Source organism: Bartonella sp. AP9QHHD (assembly GCF_042195625.1).
In the GTDB taxonomy this organism is placed as follows: domain Bacteria; phylum Pseudomonadota; class Alphaproteobacteria; order Rhizobiales; family Rhizobiaceae; genus Bartonella.
The window spans coordinates 1-16,970 of the sequence record NZ_JBHIOP010000010.1 but is presented as its reverse complement, the minus strand read 5'-3'; the positions used below and the strand labels follow the sequence as shown (position 1 = coordinate 16,970).

12 protein-coding genes and 1 pseudogene are annotated in these 16,970 nt (G+C 38.0%); 6 read left to right on the top strand and 7 right to left on the bottom strand.

Annotation, left to right across the window (positions count from 1 at the left end; translation table 11 throughout):
- Positions 1-148: 148 nt before the first annotated feature.
- A complete protein-coding gene (locus ACFIK4_RS00710; protein ID WP_375674547.1) occupies positions 149-634 on the top strand; it encodes a hypothetical protein in 486 nt (161 codons plus the stop codon).
- Between the two features lie 1,162 nt (positions 635-1,796).
- On the opposite strand, the gene ACFIK4_RS00705 is transcribed toward ACFIK4_RS00710, so the two are convergent.
- Entirely contained in the window at positions 1,797-2,090 is a 294-nt protein-coding gene (locus tag ACFIK4_RS00705; protein WP_375674545.1) for a hypothetical protein, read from the bottom strand.
- Positions 2,091-2,275: 185 nt separating this feature from the next.
- Positions 2,276-2,371: pseudogene (locus ACFIK4_RS00700) on the bottom strand (DUF4102 domain-containing protein); the annotation flags it as partial.
- 492 nt (positions 2,372-2,863) lie between these two features.
- Between ACFIK4_RS00700 and ACFIK4_RS00695 the strand changes: the two are divergent.
- The gene (locus tag ACFIK4_RS00695; protein WP_375610680.1) at positions 2,864-3,307 is read left to right on the top strand and encodes a hypothetical protein; all 444 of its coding nucleotides are present in this window, start codon (positions 2,864-2,866) and stop codon (positions 3,305-3,307) included.
- Positions 3,308-4,985: 1,678 nt separating this feature from the next.
- Entirely contained in the window at positions 4,986-5,759 is a 774-nt protein-coding gene (locus ACFIK4_RS00690; protein ID WP_375674543.1) for a DUF4167 domain-containing protein, read from the top strand.
- A 1,298-nt stretch (positions 5,760-7,057) separates the two neighbouring features.
- Here ACFIK4_RS00690 and ACFIK4_RS00685 read toward each other — a convergent pair.
- The 4 genes from ACFIK4_RS00685 to ACFIK4_RS00670 all read right to left on the bottom strand — a co-directional run bounded on the left by ACFIK4_RS00685 (position 7,058) and on the right by ACFIK4_RS00670 (position 11,089).
- Positions 7,058-7,507 (bottom strand): hypothetical protein, encoded by a 450-nt coding sequence (locus tag ACFIK4_RS00685; RefSeq protein WP_375611689.1) that lies wholly within the window; start codon positions 7,505-7,507, stop codon positions 7,058-7,060.
- Between the two features lie 45 nt (positions 7,508-7,552).
- Positions 7,553-7,918 carry a hypothetical protein gene (locus tag ACFIK4_RS00680; protein ID WP_375613650.1) on the bottom strand — a complete coding sequence of 122 codons (366 nt, stop codon included), beginning with the start codon at positions 7,916-7,918 and terminating at the stop codon, positions 7,553-7,555.
- A gap of 1,340 nt (positions 7,919-9,258) precedes the next feature.
- Positions 9,259-10,272, bottom strand: a complete 1,014-nt coding sequence (locus ACFIK4_RS00675) for a sensor histidine kinase (RefSeq protein WP_375611690.1) — start codon at positions 10,270-10,272, stop codon at positions 9,259-9,261.
- A gap of 22 nt (positions 10,273-10,294) precedes the next feature.
- Positions 10,295-11,089, bottom strand: coding sequence for a response regulator (locus tag ACFIK4_RS00670; protein ID WP_375607013.1), 795 nt, complete (start codon positions 11,087-11,089; stop codon positions 10,295-10,297).
- Positions 11,090-11,257: 168 nt separating this feature from the next.
- On the opposite strand from ACFIK4_RS00670, the gene ACFIK4_RS00665 reads away from it, so the two are divergent.
- From ACFIK4_RS00665 to ACFIK4_RS00655, 3 genes are all read left to right on the top strand, one after another.
- Complete coding sequence (locus ACFIK4_RS00665; RefSeq protein ID WP_375610684.1) at positions 11,258-11,461, top strand: NepR family anti-sigma factor; 204 nt, start codon at positions 11,258-11,260, stop codon at positions 11,459-11,461.
- A gap of 7 nt (positions 11,462-11,468) precedes the next feature.
- Positions 11,469-12,023, top strand: a complete 555-nt coding sequence (locus ACFIK4_RS00660; protein WP_375611691.1) for an RNA polymerase sigma factor — start codon at positions 11,469-11,471, stop codon at positions 12,021-12,023.
- A gap of 224 nt (positions 12,024-12,247) precedes the next feature.
- Complete coding sequence (locus ACFIK4_RS00655) at positions 12,248-13,678, top strand: sensor histidine kinase (protein WP_375621451.1); 1,431 nt, start codon at positions 12,248-12,250, stop codon at positions 13,676-13,678.
- 889 nt (positions 13,679-14,567) lie between these two features.
- On the opposite strand, the gene ACFIK4_RS00650 is transcribed toward ACFIK4_RS00655, so the two are convergent.
- The gene (locus ACFIK4_RS00650) at positions 14,568-16,556 is read right to left on the bottom strand and encodes a M23 family metallopeptidase (RefSeq protein ID WP_375613647.1); all 1,989 of its coding nucleotides are present in this window, start codon (positions 16,554-16,556) and stop codon (positions 14,568-14,570) included.
- Between the last annotated feature and the right edge of the window lie 414 nt (positions 16,557-16,970).

The window sequence follows — 16,970 nt, the reverse complement described above, 5'->3', positions numbered from 1 at the left end:
GGTTGTCTGAGGTTGTCTGAGGTTGTCTGAGGTTGTCTGAGGTTGTCTGAGGTTGTCTGAGGTTGTCTGAGAAATGCAAGAGCCGTACAACGAAAAAAGAGATGCAAATGCCTTAATACGCGTTTAGCTTATCAAAAAGGGGGATATAATGGCACTTTTTCCATTTTCTATTGCTGATATTGATGATCCGGAATGTATTCGTGTGGTTCTTTATGCTAGCGGAAGAATGGGACATGCTCCTTTAAACGCATTGTTGAAGAAAGCATATGAAGATATTACAAAAATTGCAAAGCGCATGGATGCTTTAGAAAAAAAATTAAATGCTCTAGATCTTACCAATGTCGAACAGAAAAAAAATGAGAAAGAAGAGAAGCAAGACAGTATTAATAGTGTTGTGAGTGGTGGAATAACGACACCAAACAGTTTTGTGAGCGCACCAGAAATTAAAACAGAATCATCGTCCGTTGGAGACATATTTTTTTCTCCAATATACGAGGCGCCAAAAATAGACTACAGCTCTTTTATTTCAAAATTTACAGCACATAAGCCGCTAGAAATACACAGTAGTGTTACTCAAAACATCAGTGTTGAGCATTCTAGAGAGATTTCTTCTTTGTTAGATAAGGAAAAATAGAAAAGAGTGATCATAACAATATGTATGGGTTGAAGCTATAGATGAGATAAACCTGATTTATATCTTCGGTGGGGATTGGAATTGCACTCTGTTTGAGATGTTAAAAAATGGTAAAAATTGATAGAGAAGCGTTGTTGCTGGATAAGTTGATCATGCGTTGTTGGGGAGAGTAGGGCGCATATTGAAATCTAAGGGTAAGTTTTTAAAGCCTACAGAGAAAGGAGCCGTGTTCGAACAAAAACGCATGACAAAAGAAGCTTTAAAAAGATAAAAAATCGTGCAATCATTTTAAAAAGCTTTTGGATAGAGCGTTTGATGATTTTAACTCTATAAATAACTTGCGGTTTTTACGCTTTTTTAAAAGAGAAAAAGTGCAGTTCCTCGCAATTTTAATTTGTTAAAAATCCCATAAAAAGAAAATGTTAATTGCCAAAAGGACAAAAGCAGAAAAATGCCTATAAAAAAATCATGCGTATCGTTGTGTCTTTTCTTATAAAGAAGAGAAATGCTATACTGTTGGAGCAGGCTTGAAGGCTAACGTTTCACTTGTTTTCTTATCAGACAAGATTGTACAAGCGGTTGTTGATTTGTCTTATCCTGTTTATGCTGTAAAGACTGTCCTTTCAGGTGTGATGATATAAGGCAAGTCTCTTTGTAAGAGCTTCCATGATACAAAAAGTGTTTTTTAAAGGGCGTGGCAAATATTTAAGGCAGGCTTATTTGTTGAGCTTTAAGTTTAAATCAATTACATGTGAGAAAGCCAAATGGACCCCACTGCAATCTGGGCTGTTGATAAATCAGATTGGGTGAAGAATCTTCATCTTTTGAAGTGGTGAATGTAAGTTAAGAAAAACCAGCTTTTACAAGCGTAAAAGAACGGGTCTTATTATAATTATGGACTTAAATCATGTGTGTTTTTTCATGGATTATATTGAGATAAAGCTACAAAGTATTTTGATTTATTTGATACGTTTTTATTTTAGAAAGTGTATTGTTATAAACAGCTCTCCTCAATACGAATGTATCATTATTTATACTCTTTTTGGATATTTTTATAAATATAATTAAAAAGCTTGCAATACTATACGTTTTGTGTATAAGTATTTATTATTGATTTCTTTTGTATTTTATTTAGTTATATCTCTATTCATAAGCCGCGCCTTTAAATGGTGCGGCTTTTTTTACTTTCTAATAACAGGGGCGCTATATATTTGTTATTGAGATGGCTTTGGATATTTTTCTCATTATTGTATTTTGTGATTTCATTTTGCAGTGAAATCTTTAAATTCTTGTGTGTTTTATCCCAATAGGGAAGATTCAAATAAAAATGCAGGCGTCTGGTTTCGGTTTCTTTGCTTTGGTTGGGGGGCGTTGAATAGTTAAAGAATCTTTGTGATTGTTTGACGGAGAATGATATGAGGTGAAGCATAAAATGGTGGCGCATTTGAAGGGCCATTATCATACATGCCAGCATGGTCAAAAATGCAAATGTGTCTTTAACAGTGTTTGTTGATCTCGATTAGAAAGTCCATTCTTTTTTGTTAGGAGTTTTACATCTATAATCTTTTAATCTTGTTTTAGCGACTGCTTTTTGAGGGGGCGGTAATAGAAGGCGTATAAGATTTTATATATGAAGTGTTTGTGTGGTGAATAACGGTAAATCCATTGAGCACTCCCATCTTTACGCTTATGTAGAGGCAAGCCCGCACCATTATTGTATTTTCTAGCTCCCAATATTTACGACAGCCTTGGTTCGTGAGATGCTTCATAAGAGCCATATGCCTTTCTTATACAGTTTTTAATCCACATGCTAGCTCCGCTTGTAACTTGTAAGCAACATGGTTTTGATTGTTTCAATAGAAAACAAACTTCGGATGAGAGAATCCTATGGTGTTCGGGTTTCTCATTCAACATGTAAAACAATAAATATTCTTTATAAATCAATATGACATGTCTTAACAAAGACGAATTGTTTATAGATCCGCATGGATGAAGAATCTTCGTCTTTAAAAGTGGTGAGAGAAAATCATCAGCCCTATTTTTTCATAAAGGGCATGAGAAAAGTGTTTCATAAGAATTATATACGATAAGAATTATACGGTAAAAAAGAGAGTCTTTTGACATAAGAGTCTTGATCGTTTGCGGCTATAACCTGTATTGTGTACACAGATACTTCTATCATTTTTTGCTGTAAAAGCTTCTCTTGGGATATTAAAGGGTACAATCTTTATGGAAAAAAGAATCCGAGCAAGACAAAAGGCTTATTTCAAAAGATTATATCGCAAGATTGCTTTTGTTTGCATAATACTTTTTTGTATAGTGTTTTTGTGTTTTGTTGTTGCAAAGGTGGTTAGTTATTTTTCTTCTCATAAAAAAGTAACACAACAAGCACCCGTTGAATTGGTTATTCCTGTTTTTGATCTACGCGTATATTGCAAGGAAATTTCTGCCTCCGTTATGCCCGATATGAAAAGAGAGGTTTATCAGCATTGTCTTAATTTGGAAAGTGAGGCCTATTTTGCTATTCGTGAAATGTGGGATAAGCTTTCTGATAGTGCTAAAAAACAATGTTTGACGAGGGTCCGTCCTGGGGATGGAAATTATTTTCTCTTACGAGACTGTTTTCTGAATGAAAGAGAAAATAAAACAGGCAAAAGGCGCAATTACTTTTAAGTTTTTATAGGGAAAGTTAAAAGGATGCGAATTTTGATAAAAAGATAAAAGCCTCTTAAATGACTATCTGCCTCATGACCAATAGCAGCTTGATTTATTTATCTTGTTATATCGCACTTCTTATTTAAGGTGTGGCGACATAAGGTATGGATGGCCTCCTTGAAATGTTTAAGGGGGCGTGGTGGAGTTTCAGGAGGATTTGTTGCGCTTTTTTAAGGGAAATAACGAGTGTGGGAAATCCATTTCGTAATGGTTTTGGTGAATGGTATAATGGTAAAACCCTCATGAATGTATAAAATTTATAGAGCATGTTCATCTTTATGGTTTGAAAAAGAGTAAGCTGGTACTATCTCACACTTTGTTCCGCTTCCAATGGTGCCTCTCGACAGCCCTTTGGCCTTAGAGAGGGTTCATAAGAGGCACTTTTAGTCTTTTTTTTCGTTTTTACTCCACGCAGGTTTTCCTACGTGTAACATGCAAGAAAAAGAGATTGATTCAATAGTAAACAGATTGAGGATGAAAAATCCTACGATATTAATTTTCTTACTCAACACAAAAAATATGAATTACCATTACAAATCAATTCAGTGTATGAATTTTATAAGTATTTTCATTGTTAACAGACCAGTGTGATTTGAGAACCTTCATTCTTTGAGGGTGTAAGTCAATAGACATGACAAAAATGAGTAAAAAACATTCCTTTTATAAACATTTACGGCTTCTTCATGCGTAAAGCGCTGTGCTGGGTTTAAAAATGTGCTTGTTTTATAATTCTAGTTTTCTTTATCAGAAAAGATAAGTAAGGAAATACGTTAGGCCATTCTTATTGATAGGCTTTGAGGAGGGTATTTTTTTGAGAAGAAGCTGATTTTTAAAAAAGTGTGACATATTGGTCGTTTTTTTCATAATTTGATATTTTTTTGTATTTAAATATTTTGTTTTTAAGCTCAATTTGTTATAAATAAAAACTGTGATTAACTTAAAAACTCTATGGGTTAAAATAAAAATTGATAGTATCATTGACTTGTTTGGGAAAGAAGATTGATCTCTTGGTGATTATAGGGCTTGAATAATACTTCGTGTTAATCTATCTATAAAAGTTAAGAGGTTTTGTGAGGCGATCGTGGATTATCGCTCGCAAGGGGTTGCTTTAGCGATGAAGAGAGGCTATATTTATAAAATAAAGAGGTTCGCGCAGTGACTCGTTGGGATGGAAGTGCTTGTGAGTTAAATGCACGAGGGGGTAGAGAATATCGGCGTTTTTAGGAGCGGTGGTTTTAGAGCAAAAAAGGAAGCTTCTACTATTCTCTGGCAGGAATTTTTTCTTTGTCGGGTGTGTTATATGTGTGTTTTCCTTTTTGTTTTCCACAAGATAATTATTTTTTTAGTGAAATATGGTTTATTTTAAAAAAAACACTTGGCATTTTACGTGAACATCATTAGGTTTCTGCTGTTTGACAGAGAAAAAGGGAATTTTTGATTTACGATTTCCCTGCTGTTTTGTGATTTTCAAGAAAATATATGCTTTTATCAATATCAGTAGGGTTCGTTTGAGTGAAATAAACGCGGATAGCTTGATAATCGTATGTTAAACATGATCAGCATTATCAAAAGATAATGTAATGAGGAAGCGTCAATTAAGACACACATAAGACAAACACTCCAAAAAGGGATAAAGATGAGGCCACAACAAAATAGACGGGTACGCGGTCGCAATAATAACAATAATGGTAATAACAATAATAATCGTCGCGGTCCTAATCCGTTGTCTCGCAATTATGAAAGTAGCGGTCCGGATGTTAAAATTCGCGGGAATGCTCAGCAAATTGCCGATAAATACATAAGCCTTGCGCGTGATGCACAAGGTGCAGGTGATCGTGTTATGTCGGAAAATTATTTACAACATGCCGAGCACTATTTGCGTATTATTTTAGCAGCAGCTGGGCAAATGTCTCAATCGGTTCGGCGTGATGAAAATCGTGGTGATGAAAACGAAAATCGTGATGAAAACAATGGGCAAGAATGCGGTGAAATAAATCTTGATGGTGAAAAAAAGGATGCTGTCGAGGGTGATACAGATGTATTACAAATGTCGTCGCAAAAAAATGGCAATGGCCAATATGATAAAGCGCAAAATGGGGATGCGCGAGAAAACGCTTTAGAGGCTCTATCGGATGAAAAAACAAATCAAGAGCACTGCCTCTCTGAGAAAAATGTTGAACCTGTCAAAAAAATACGTCGTTCTCCTCGTCGACGTACTGTACGGACTCAAGATGAATCATCTCTTGAGCTTTCACTTACAACAGCAGAAAGCTCTAGCAATGGAGATGCATCAACAGCAACAAAAACAGCAACAAAAGAGGATTCTTCTTTGCCTGGATTAGGTGAGGGGATACAGAGAAAACCACGCCGTCGCCGAGTGGTCAATCTTGAGGCAGAGGAAAATGTTTAAACCTGAAGGGTGCTGTGTAAGCGCGCTTGTGTGGTGATGTTATTGGTATCATGATAATAAATTATAATATGCTCAAGAAGCTTCTTGCGCTTTCCTTGAGTTTTCACGGGGCTGTATTGAGACTTAACGAAGGCTGTTGACAGAAAAGATTGCCTCTTTGCTGAGATTTAAGTAAGGGGATACAGGGGAAGATGCGTCGTCGCTCAAGTGGTCAATCTTGAGGCAGAGGGAAATGTTTAAACCTGAAGGGTGCTGTATAAGCGCTTGTGGTGATGTTATTGGTATCATGATAGTAAATTATAATATGCTCAAGAAGCTTCTTGCACTTTCCTTGAATGTTCACGGGGCTGTATTGAGACTTAACGAAGGCTGTTGACAGAAAAGATTGCCTCTTTGCTGGGATTTAAGTGAGGGAATACAGAGAAAACCACATCCGTGTATTTTAAGAGGCAGTTCTTTTATGAAGAACGCAATGTCGTTGTTTTATTTAATTCACACTTATATTCAATGTATTCATGCCCATTTCGCACTGGTGTTCATGAATTCTATCATGTGAAATCCATCGGTTATCTTTGCTTAATAAAAGATGTAAACTGGGCGTTATTGCTTTAATTTTCAATGTTGCAACAGTTCTTCTTTTGATACCTGATCATTCATAAGAGGTATTTTTATTCATCCATTTCCTTGCTGGGATATGTAAAGAAATGATTTTGATTCAGTTTCTTACGAACAGATTTGAAAGGGAGAATCTTACAGTATTTGAGATTCTCGTTTGACATGCAAAATAAATCATCACTATAAATTAATATGTTGAATTTTTGCACTCAAGAAGAGGTATTTCTTGCACGTTCATTAGCTTTTCCCAAGTGATGTCATTTTCTTAAAATGGGAATGCGTTGACAGAAAGGTTTCTTCTTTTCCAAGATTTAAGTGAGGGGATACAGTAAAAAACGCGCCGTCGCCCGTGTGGTGGATATTTAAGACTTATCACATTAATTTATAATAATAATTCATTGTTTTGAATGTTAGGTGAGAGCTCCTAAACCCCTAGAATTCTCTCATTTCCAAATTTGTTCCATGTTGGATCAACAAAAACCATTCGCTTGCACGTTGCAAACGGGGAGAGCCCGTGTGGATAAATTTTATAATAAAGGAATAAAATGGCTCTTATGAACTCTCTCTAGGGCCAAGGATTGTGGGCAACATCCACGAGTTGGTAAAGCGTGTGATAATGCCGGCTTGCAGAAAATGTTTAAACCTTCAGAATGCTATGTCAGCGCTTATTGATGTTAGTTTTCTTAATGAGGCATTATCTTCGCTCTCTCTTTTGTTGTTTCAACAGAAAGAATGGAGACAAGTGCACCGGTATGATAATTGTAAATCATAAATTTTGTTTGTCCATCAGGGGTTAAAACTTTCAGTACAATATTGTGTTCTGAGAGGCTTTGCGACAAAATCTGTGTTTTTTCCGGTAGAGAGAGCGTATGATGGATAACGTGTGGGTTTTTGCTGAGAGAGGAAGATAGCTCTGTTTGTTTTGGCGCTGATCCGGTTTTTATCACTTTATAAACAATTAAAAACAGTACGGTTAGAATAAGGAAAAGCGTTATTAAAACGGAAATAATCATTAAACCCATAAGTTTTTTTCTCACTCGTTCTACGGCAGGGTCTAAAGGGAGATCTTGAGGCAGAGAATTTTGCTCTGTGTGATGGTCTTTTGAAGGGTGCATTCGCTTATTATCCATCATGTCTTTCATTGATTATTTTTTTTGAGATCTGATGGGTTTATGCTTTTAAAGTTTTTTGTGCAAGAGGTTTGTGGAAGAAGAATGTAAAAGAGGAAGCGATGTTGGTAAAATATCTTCTTTGTGTACTGTAGACAGCTTGTCCTTTACGTTTTGGCTTTTAAGCAGGAAATTTCCATGGTTTGTTACAGACCAGATCAAGTTTACTTCTTGTTGATGTAAACTGGGTTGTACGTTTATACATTGAGCAAAAATTTGTTGTCCATAAAGTGCAAACTTTTTTGTGGACGGGACCATGGCCTGTTCACAAGCTTGAGCCGTGGGATAGATTTTAACCATTGTATTGTTCGAATAGCAACTATTAAAATCATCTGTACATGAAACTAATAAGAGGATAAAAACAAGGGGATTCATCAATTATTTTCCAAATGACAGGTTGACAGAGCGGACTCCAATTTGTCAGCCTAGGGGCTTCTTCACTGTTAAACGCTTTCACAGTTTTTTAGTTCCCCTTTGAGATGCGTTTTCCCCTTTGAGATGCGTTTTCCCCTTTGAGATGCGTTTTCCCCTTTGAGATGCGTTTTCCCCTTTGCGATGCGTTTTCCCCTTTGCGATGCGTTTTCCCCTTTGCGATGCGTTTTCCCCTTTGCGATGCGTTTTCCCCTTTGCGATGCGTTTTCCCCTTTGCGATGCGTTTTCCCCTTTGCGATGCGTTTTCCCCTTTGCGATGCGTTTTCCCCTTTGCGATGCGTTTTCCCCTTTGCGATGCGTTTTCCCCTTTCAGATGCGTTCTCCCCTTTGAGATGCGTCTTCCCCTTTGAGATGCGTTTTCCCCTTTGAGATGCGTTTTCCCCTTTGAGATGCGTTTTCCCCTTTGAGATGCGGGTTCTATAGTGAATTAATCAAAGTTATTGGCTTGCACGTCATAAAAGGGTGTGTGTGGGGGGCTCTATGTCGGTGAGTAATATTTGAAAAAAGACTGAAATGCTTCTTATGGACGCTCTCAAAGGTCAATGGCTGTTGTAACATGAGAGACAAATGGTATGATGGTGCTCAGCTACTACTTTTATGAAGTGAAAAGGGGTATGAAGGTAAAGAAGGACGTGGCGTAACAAGGGGCGGTTTTGATGGTTCACTTTACGGGGGCTATTATATCTTATTTACACATACTGTTTTGAAATGAGCGTGGATGCGCTGGGAAATATTAAAAAAGTGCGTGAATGAGGAACACAAGTGTATCCTGTTTTAGGATGCCCTATTGTAACTGAAGAGGATATCTCCATTAAAGAATGCGATAAATAAAAGCATAAAATGTGTAATTTACATCAATTAATTGTCGTTGTCGTGGATGCTTTAAGCCCGTAAAGCTGAAGAGTGATGATGGATATTAGCTTTACTCCTTGAAATTTCATATTCTGCCAAAATAAAATTATATACGCATTGCGAAAATTACACAAAAAGAGATGGGTAATAGGCTCGCTTTTATTTGGCATATAAAAGCTGAAACGGTTTGCTCTTTATCGTTTTGGTTTCTGTTTTAAAATATGCCGGTTATATGAGGGATGGAAGTTGATTGACAGCGGGAATGGATTTTATGTGGCTTTCAGTTCTCATCGTTAAGGTTTTGCGGAACTATTGGGGGACTATAGAGGTTGGTTTAAAGAGGTTGGAAAATATCTTTGTGCTTAATAAACAGATGAGACATTTTGCTAAAAAAGGGGAAAATTCTCTTGTTCATTGTTTAAAATGCTCTTTTAAGAAAAAATATCAAAATAAGTATCAGGAACAGAGAGGCAATAGACAATTCCTTCTTGTGTCAATTTGAGGGAAGCTGAACCATTCACGGAAATGGGAACGATTTTTTCGAGAACGGCACTACCAAAACAGGCTTTTTTATTGTTTGTGGGAGGGATGCCGGATTCAAAATTTTCATGCCAAGTGATGATAAGTTGCGTTTTGCCATTCAGTTTTGTTTCAATTTCACAGCGTACACAGATGCTCCCCTTTTCTTGGGAAAGGGCTCCAAAAGAAAGAGAATTGACAATCAGTTCATGAAAAGCCAAACCGATATGCAAAGCGGCATTGGGAAAAAGATAAGGATCGACGCCTTCAAGTGAAAAACGTTCTGTTTCTTTCATAAAATAACCTAAAGCCTGCGTTTGGACCAATTCGCGAAATTGAGCACCGCGCCAATCGGAATCAGTGATCAGATCTTGAGAATGAGAAAGAGAATGAAGACGACCTTGAAATTTTCGTAAAAAAACCTGAAGAGATTCAGTATAGCGGGCGGTTTGGCTGGCAATACTTTGAATGATCGCTAGAAGATTTTTAGAACGGTGACTGACTTCGCGAAGAAGGATTTTAAGCACTTGTTCACGGCGGCGTAAGCCGGAAATATTGACACCGGTGGTGATAATACCAATAATGTCTTCGTTATCATTGCGGTGGCAATCAATAGAAAATTTGTACCAAATCTCTTGTTTGTTTGTATCTTCAAAACGTGCTTCAACAGTTTGCATTTTGCCACTGGCTAAAACTTGCAGTTTGATGGTTTCCATATTGTCTGCAAGGTCAAGCGAAAAAAAGTCGCTGTCACGACACCCAACCCGCCATTTATTGTGCAAATGGTGTGGCAAGTTTTCAGCCCATAAATAAACCAGATTTGTTGCCTGATAGAGAACGCAAATATCAGCACCACGAATCGCTTGCATGAGCGCACTCATATGAGATTTATCCATGGGAGGCTTTGAAAGAGGCGTAACGATCATAATTTTAAGATGTTACCCTGTTCTAAGCCGCTTTAGAAGCATTCTCTTGAAAAAATAAAGCTTGGGAAATAAGCGCTTTCACCATATCAGGGTTAAAAGGTTTGGTCACTAAAAAAGTTGGTTCTGGACGCTCGCCAGTGAGAAGCCTTTCGGGAAAAGCCGTGATGAAAATCACCGGTATACGGTCATTTTTCAAAATCTCGTTGACCGCATCAATCCCTGAACTGTTATCGGCTAATTGAATATCAGCCAAAATCAACCGTGGTTTTTTCTTATGATACATGATGACAGCTTCATCACGCGTGCGCGCTATTCCTACAACATGATGACCTAGGCTTTCTACCATTTGCTCAATATCAAGTGCAATAAGAGGTTCATCTTCAATAATCATGACTTCAGTGGCAATTTGTTGAGAAATATCAATGGATGCTTGGTTGAGAAGCTTGCGAAATTCTTTCGTATCCAGATTCATGATTTCGCTGGCGTCTTGTTCATGAAATCCTTCAACGGCAATGAGCAAAAATGCTTGGCGTGCACGGGGTGTGAGATAGGATAATTTGGCACTGGTTTTTTGTTCAAGACCAAATTGGGGCAGGGGTTCTGGGATGTTCGGTGTGGTTTGGTCAAAAAGATGGCAAAAAAGCCAATAGGTACCAATTCGGTCAGTGGAGGCTTTGGGAAAAATGGAGATGTCGGCAATGAGTGCTTCCAACATCGCTGAAACATAGGCATCGCCAGAGGATTGGCTACCGGTGACAGAGCGGGCAAAACGCCGAAGATAGGGAAGATGCGGGGCAATGCGCGTTGATAATGACATAATTTATAACTCCTTTGACCTTTCAAGCATTTTGTTGGTTGAAATTCTCAACCGATAAAAAAGTTCCTTGATTTGTATGGAACTTTTTACCGGCAGCTATATTTACAACCATAAGGCGAAAAATTCTTCGCGGTGCTACCAGTAATATATGGATTAGGGGGATGAAAAATGAACGACCGTGATGAAAAAAATCTCACCACACAATTTAGAGTTGGAGATGATCTTCTCGGGGTCAATAGCGAAATAGCACGGAAGTTACGTCAATTTTACATGGAAATTCAAGAAGAAGCACTGCCACGGTGTTTGCTTGAGCTTTTAGAGAAGTTGGAGCGCGCAGAGCAATTTGGCTTAAACAATGTGGAAAAGGTTTGAATCCTTTATGTCAAAGTGCGCGAAAAACTTTAAACAAGAACTCCTTTCTGTGTTGCCGGCTTTACGAGCTTTTGCTGTTTCTTTAAGTGGCAAGCACGATAAAGCCGAAGATTTGGTCCAAGATACTGTTATGAAGGCATGGGCTAAGCAAGATAGTTTTGAGATGGGAACTAATCTTAAAGCTTGGCTTTTTACCATTTTGCGCAATGAATTTTATAGTCAAATGCGTAAAAAGGGAAGAGAAGTTCAAGATACCGATGGCGTGTTTACTCAAAATGTCGCTGTTCATCCTGCTCAATATGGATCGCTTGATTTACAAGATTTCAAAAAAGCCTTAAATTTGCTTTCTGCCGATCAAAGAGAAGCCATTATTCTCATTGGCGCATCGGGATTTTCTTATGAAGATGCTGCGGCTATTTGTGGTTGTGCTGTTGGAACCATTAAAAGCCGTGTGAGCAGGGCGCGTAATCGATTACAAGAACTTCTTAAAGTCAATGGTGAGTCTGATTATGGTCCTGATTCTTACTCAGCTGGAAGTACATTGTGTTCATTTAACGGCTAAAAAAGCATAATAATTATGATTGATAGCCTTGTTTTTTTTATTCCCGTTATAGCTATTACAGTAAAGTCAGTATCTGAGGGAATTCAGAAGTTTGGCGTGTATCCTTAGGAACACAAGAAAAGCCTGTATAAAACTTTCTCACGGGCTTTAGGTTTTATGTTCCATAAGGTTGCCTTCCTTTGTGCTGAAAAATGACGACTTTCAAGTTCGCCAATGGACATTCTATGACAACAAAAACAAATTTGATGCCTCAAATGCCTTCTTCTGATGCAACGATATCACGCTGGCGGTGGGGTGCGATTGTTGTTTCTCTTGTTATGGCTCTTTTGGCATCGGTTTTTATTATGTTGCTTTCAAATGCCGTTGATCGAGAAGTCGCACAGTTGAATACAAGTTCGGAATTGCGCGAACAGGCTGATTTGGTCCTTATTAGCCTGATTGATATGGCTGTTGCTGATCGCAGCTATGCAAAAACGCGCAAGGCGGAAGATAAAATACGTTTTGAAAATGCAGAGCGGGAGTTGGGGAATATTCTCGACTATATCGCACTTATTGTTTATGCGCATCCGCAGTGGTATAAATGGTTTACGGCTTTTAAAGAAGAGGTTGAAGCACGAAAAGCCTTTATGAATGCCCATATGCGTGCTCTTGATGCGATTCCTGAACAATCTTCTCAACCTTCTCATGCGGACTCTTTGGAAGTATCAAAGATTCCTGTAGCACGTTTAGCTCAATTGATGACAAGCTTTATTAATGGGGATGATGTGGTGCGACAAAAACAGCGTGAGGGTATCGCATTGATGCGGGCGGCTTTGACATTGGCGGCTATTGTTTCCGTTGTGAGTACCTTTATTTCTGCCTATTTTGTTATTAATCGTTTTCATCGTGATATGCGCTCTTTAAAATTGTATCAATTGCTGCTTCATAGTGAAAATATCGCTCTGGAAGCCCGCGTGAAAGAACGAACACAAGAATTAGAAAGAGCACGTAATCACGCTGAAAAAGAACGCCAACGGGTTGAAATATTGTTGCAGGATGCAAGCCATCGTATTGGCAATTCTCTTGGGACGGTGTCTTCTTTGTTGGGGCTCCAGTTAAACCGGAGCAAAAATGAAGAGGTCCGTGCTGTTCTAGGGGCTGCACGTGATCGTATTCAGACAATTTCTACAGCACATCGTCGTTTGCGCTTAAGTGATGATATGGAAACGACACTATTGGCAGAGTTTCTCAGCTCTGTTGTGCATGATGTCGAATTGGCAGTCCCTTTTGAATTGCGTGAAAACATCACCATTCACACCAACTTTAAAGATTGTCGCCTGTCTTCAAGAGATGCGACAACACTTGGAATTATCCTTGGTGAACTGCTGACAAATTCCTTAAAACATGCCTTTCCTGATCAACGGTCTGGTCATATTTATATCTCCTTTGGTCCCCAGAAAGATGGACAATTGATGCTCATTGTAGAAGATGATGGCGTGGGAATGAAAAGCCAAACTTTAAAACAAAAAACAGGACTTGGTCGTGTGGTCGTGGAACAGCTCTGTATGCAATTTGGTGAAAAACCTCTGTTTGAAACTTCTGCTTTAGGAGGCACAAAGATTGTCATTCCTTTGCCAAAACTTAGCATGAATAGTTCAAAAAAAAGCTCTGACTGATTTTTTAAAAGGGTAAATTTTTTCTTTTCTCGTGGTAAGCTGCCTTTCATTCATCGTGAATGTATGGGGAGGGCATCTTTTCACAAGAAGAAGGAAAAATACGGCTTCAGTAGCGCGAACACAGCACCATTCATATCAGATTGTCAATTGCCTTCAAGAGAAACAACTTTGCTTCTTTATCTTTTGGTGTAATGTTTGATTTTCTCTCTTGTTGTTTTTTTGCTTTGTTGACTCCGATGATCGGCTTTCAAAGTTCTCCTTGTCTGAGAGCTTTGAAGTGCTTAAGTTAGCCTTTAAATTTATTTTGAATAAGTGCTTCTTTAAGCCAATAATACTTATATTCGTAAGCTCTATTGCTTTGCAAAGAGAGAGTTTTTTCAAGTTTTGTTATTTTTTGTAAGGCATGTGAAACTTTAAATATGGGGTGTTTTTGTAAAAGTGTGTAACAAATATTCTCAAGGATAACTTGCTTAGAAAGTTCATGAAACACTGTCCTTTAGGGCTATGCACAACAAGCATTCAATAGGTGGAATCTATTCAAAAAGAAGTCGGGTTGTTTATAGATTGATATGGATTTTAGAATCTTCATCCTTTAGCGGGCACCTCTTTGATTTGAGATTTTATTGCATGGCAAATAAGGACGGGCTATCGTTTTGATAAAATAAACAAGAAGAGTTAACCTTTTGGGGTTTCATATTTTTCACTTTTCTATTGTGCGTAAACCTGAAAAGGGGAGGGCGTTTTATTTTTAATCATTGTGATGCGACCTTGGGTGGTGGCATCTTTCGGCGTATTCTTTAATAGATATTTAAAATGCGGAAATCTCTTTAAGAAAAGTAAGCGCTCAAGCATATTTTTAGATGTTTTGAGTCGTAAAAATGCAGATGCTTTAAGTTTCTTCGGAGGGTGCTATTGGGCTGTTGATCAAGGCATCAATGTTGTTTTTTTCTTGTAGGAATGTTTGTAGGTCTTGATTGGTTAAGGCTTTGCTATCCGGTATACGAATGCGCATGGGATCAACTTTGACGCCATTGACAATGATTTCAAAATGACAATGGGGACCGGTTGCCATTCCTGTTGATCCAACATACCCAATAATTTGTCCTTGTCGTACTTTCACGCCTGGTTTGATGTCTGGTGCATAACGACTTTGGTGTGAATAACTGCTGACATATCCATTGGCATGTTGAATTTCCGTATGGTTTCCATAGCCGCCTGTTACGCCTACTCTTGTGACAATACCATCTCCTACAGCAATAATGGGTGATCCTTTAGGAGCAATCCAATCAACACCCGTATGCATGCGGACATAGCCTAAAATAGGATGTTTGCGTGGACCAAAGGGAGAGCCAAAAATGCCATTTGGTGTGGGTTTGCGCAGCAAGAAAGGCTTTGAACTTTTCCCTTCAGAATCATAATAATCAACGCTTCCATCTTTTAATTGATAACGGTAATATTTATAAGTTGTATTCCCAAAAGTTGCACTAATATAACGAATTTCTGGATCAGCGTTCTTGGATGATTCCTTTGCTTTCAAATTCTTTTTGCCGTTTTTGTTTTCTTTATCGCTTTGTGGTACAGCATAAAATATTTCGATCTGATCATTGGGTGTTATCGGACTTTTCATGTCAATATTGGTGGCTAGCAGACGAATAAGACGATGAGAGAGAGATTGTGATATATTATGGCTTAGCAAAGCACTATAGAGTGCATCATAAGCCGTTGGTAATTGCGCGCTATTGATATAAGAATGTGGAATACCATTTTGAAAAGCCGTTTTAAGTGCTTTAGACATTTTAGGCTCTGTGCTTTCAATGAATTGGCCTTTATCATTCAGGGCAATGGTGAGAATATGATGCATTCCTTGATAGATACTTGCGCGTACGAGATGGTCTTCTTCACCAGCTTGTGTCACAATGCCAATGCGTAAAAGGCTTCCCTCTTTAAGTGAATCGGAAAGGCTTATTTTTTCTAGCGTTTTTACAACCTGGTCAATTTGCTTTTTTGTATAACTGGTTTTTTTGAAAGCATCGGCTATCGTTTGTTTTTTACGAATAGGAATAATATCTTCAACATAGTTTTTCGTCAGATCGATACGGTGACTTTGAGGAGAAACGGTTACATTTTCTTGAACGATTCGAACTTCAGGGGATTCTGTGCCTTGGGAAGGGGAGGATACATCTTCTAATTTTAAAGGATCAATCAATGTGAGAACTGAAAGAAGTTCGGAGCTCTTTTCTAAAGTAAATCCAGCTTTTTGTACTTCTTGTTGTGCCTCTTCATCTGTCAATGTGTCGCTGTCATCAAAATCGAATTGATTTACCTTAAAATCATAGCTGCGTAAGGTGAGTTTTGTTTCAACCTTTGCTCCATAAATCTGCCCAGAATCTTCTTGTGGTGCGATATTTTGATTTTTCGTATCACTAGCAAGAATGCTTAAAGAATCAAATTTTGGATAGCTATATTTCTGGGGGCGATTTTCGGCTAAAGCCATACGAATCCATTCAAAATGTTGTGTTTGAATGACTTTTTCATCGCCTTTTTTTTGTAGAATCGATAATTCAAATTGACGTTTTCTGTCAAAGCTTTGCCTTGCATGGGTGGGAGAAATACGATCACCTTTATAGCCATTGGCCTCAGGGTCTTGTGATTCTGATAGGTTTTCTTGCGTAAACCATTGTGGCGGTGTTACCAATCGCTGTTGTTCATCAAGAGCCGTAAAAAGTGCAATCCCCATAAGAATGCAGGAAGTGATTCCTGTCAGAATGGTTCCCGTAAGCCAACGAGCAGAGACCTGTCGGCGCGCAGGCCGCAAGCGCTTGACGACAAGAGCAGGGTCTTGTCCAGGATCGTTTTTTTGTTGTTCGTTATCCCACATAGATTTATAAGAGTACTTTTCAATATTAAATAAAGAAAGCTAGATAGATAGCTTAAAATGCTTCTACAGGAATTTGATTCTTTTTACAAATTACAGATCATGCGATTCTCTTTATACAGCAATGTCTTTATAAATCGTATCTGCGCAGAAAGTTTTCTCTATTAAAGTAGCATAAAACAAGTGTTATTGTGATTAACTCATTCCTAGGCAACTTCCTATTTTTATGCATTGCAATGGGGTGCTATATTTTACTTTAAAGGCGCCATGCTCTCTTTGAACTCCTTGCTGTTTTCATGTTTTATTTTTATGAAGGCAGATTTTTCCAATAATGTCTTGAAATAGGATTTTTTGTTCAATATTTTATTGGTAAAGTTTGGGTTATTTTATTTAAAAAAAAATAAAAAATGATATTGA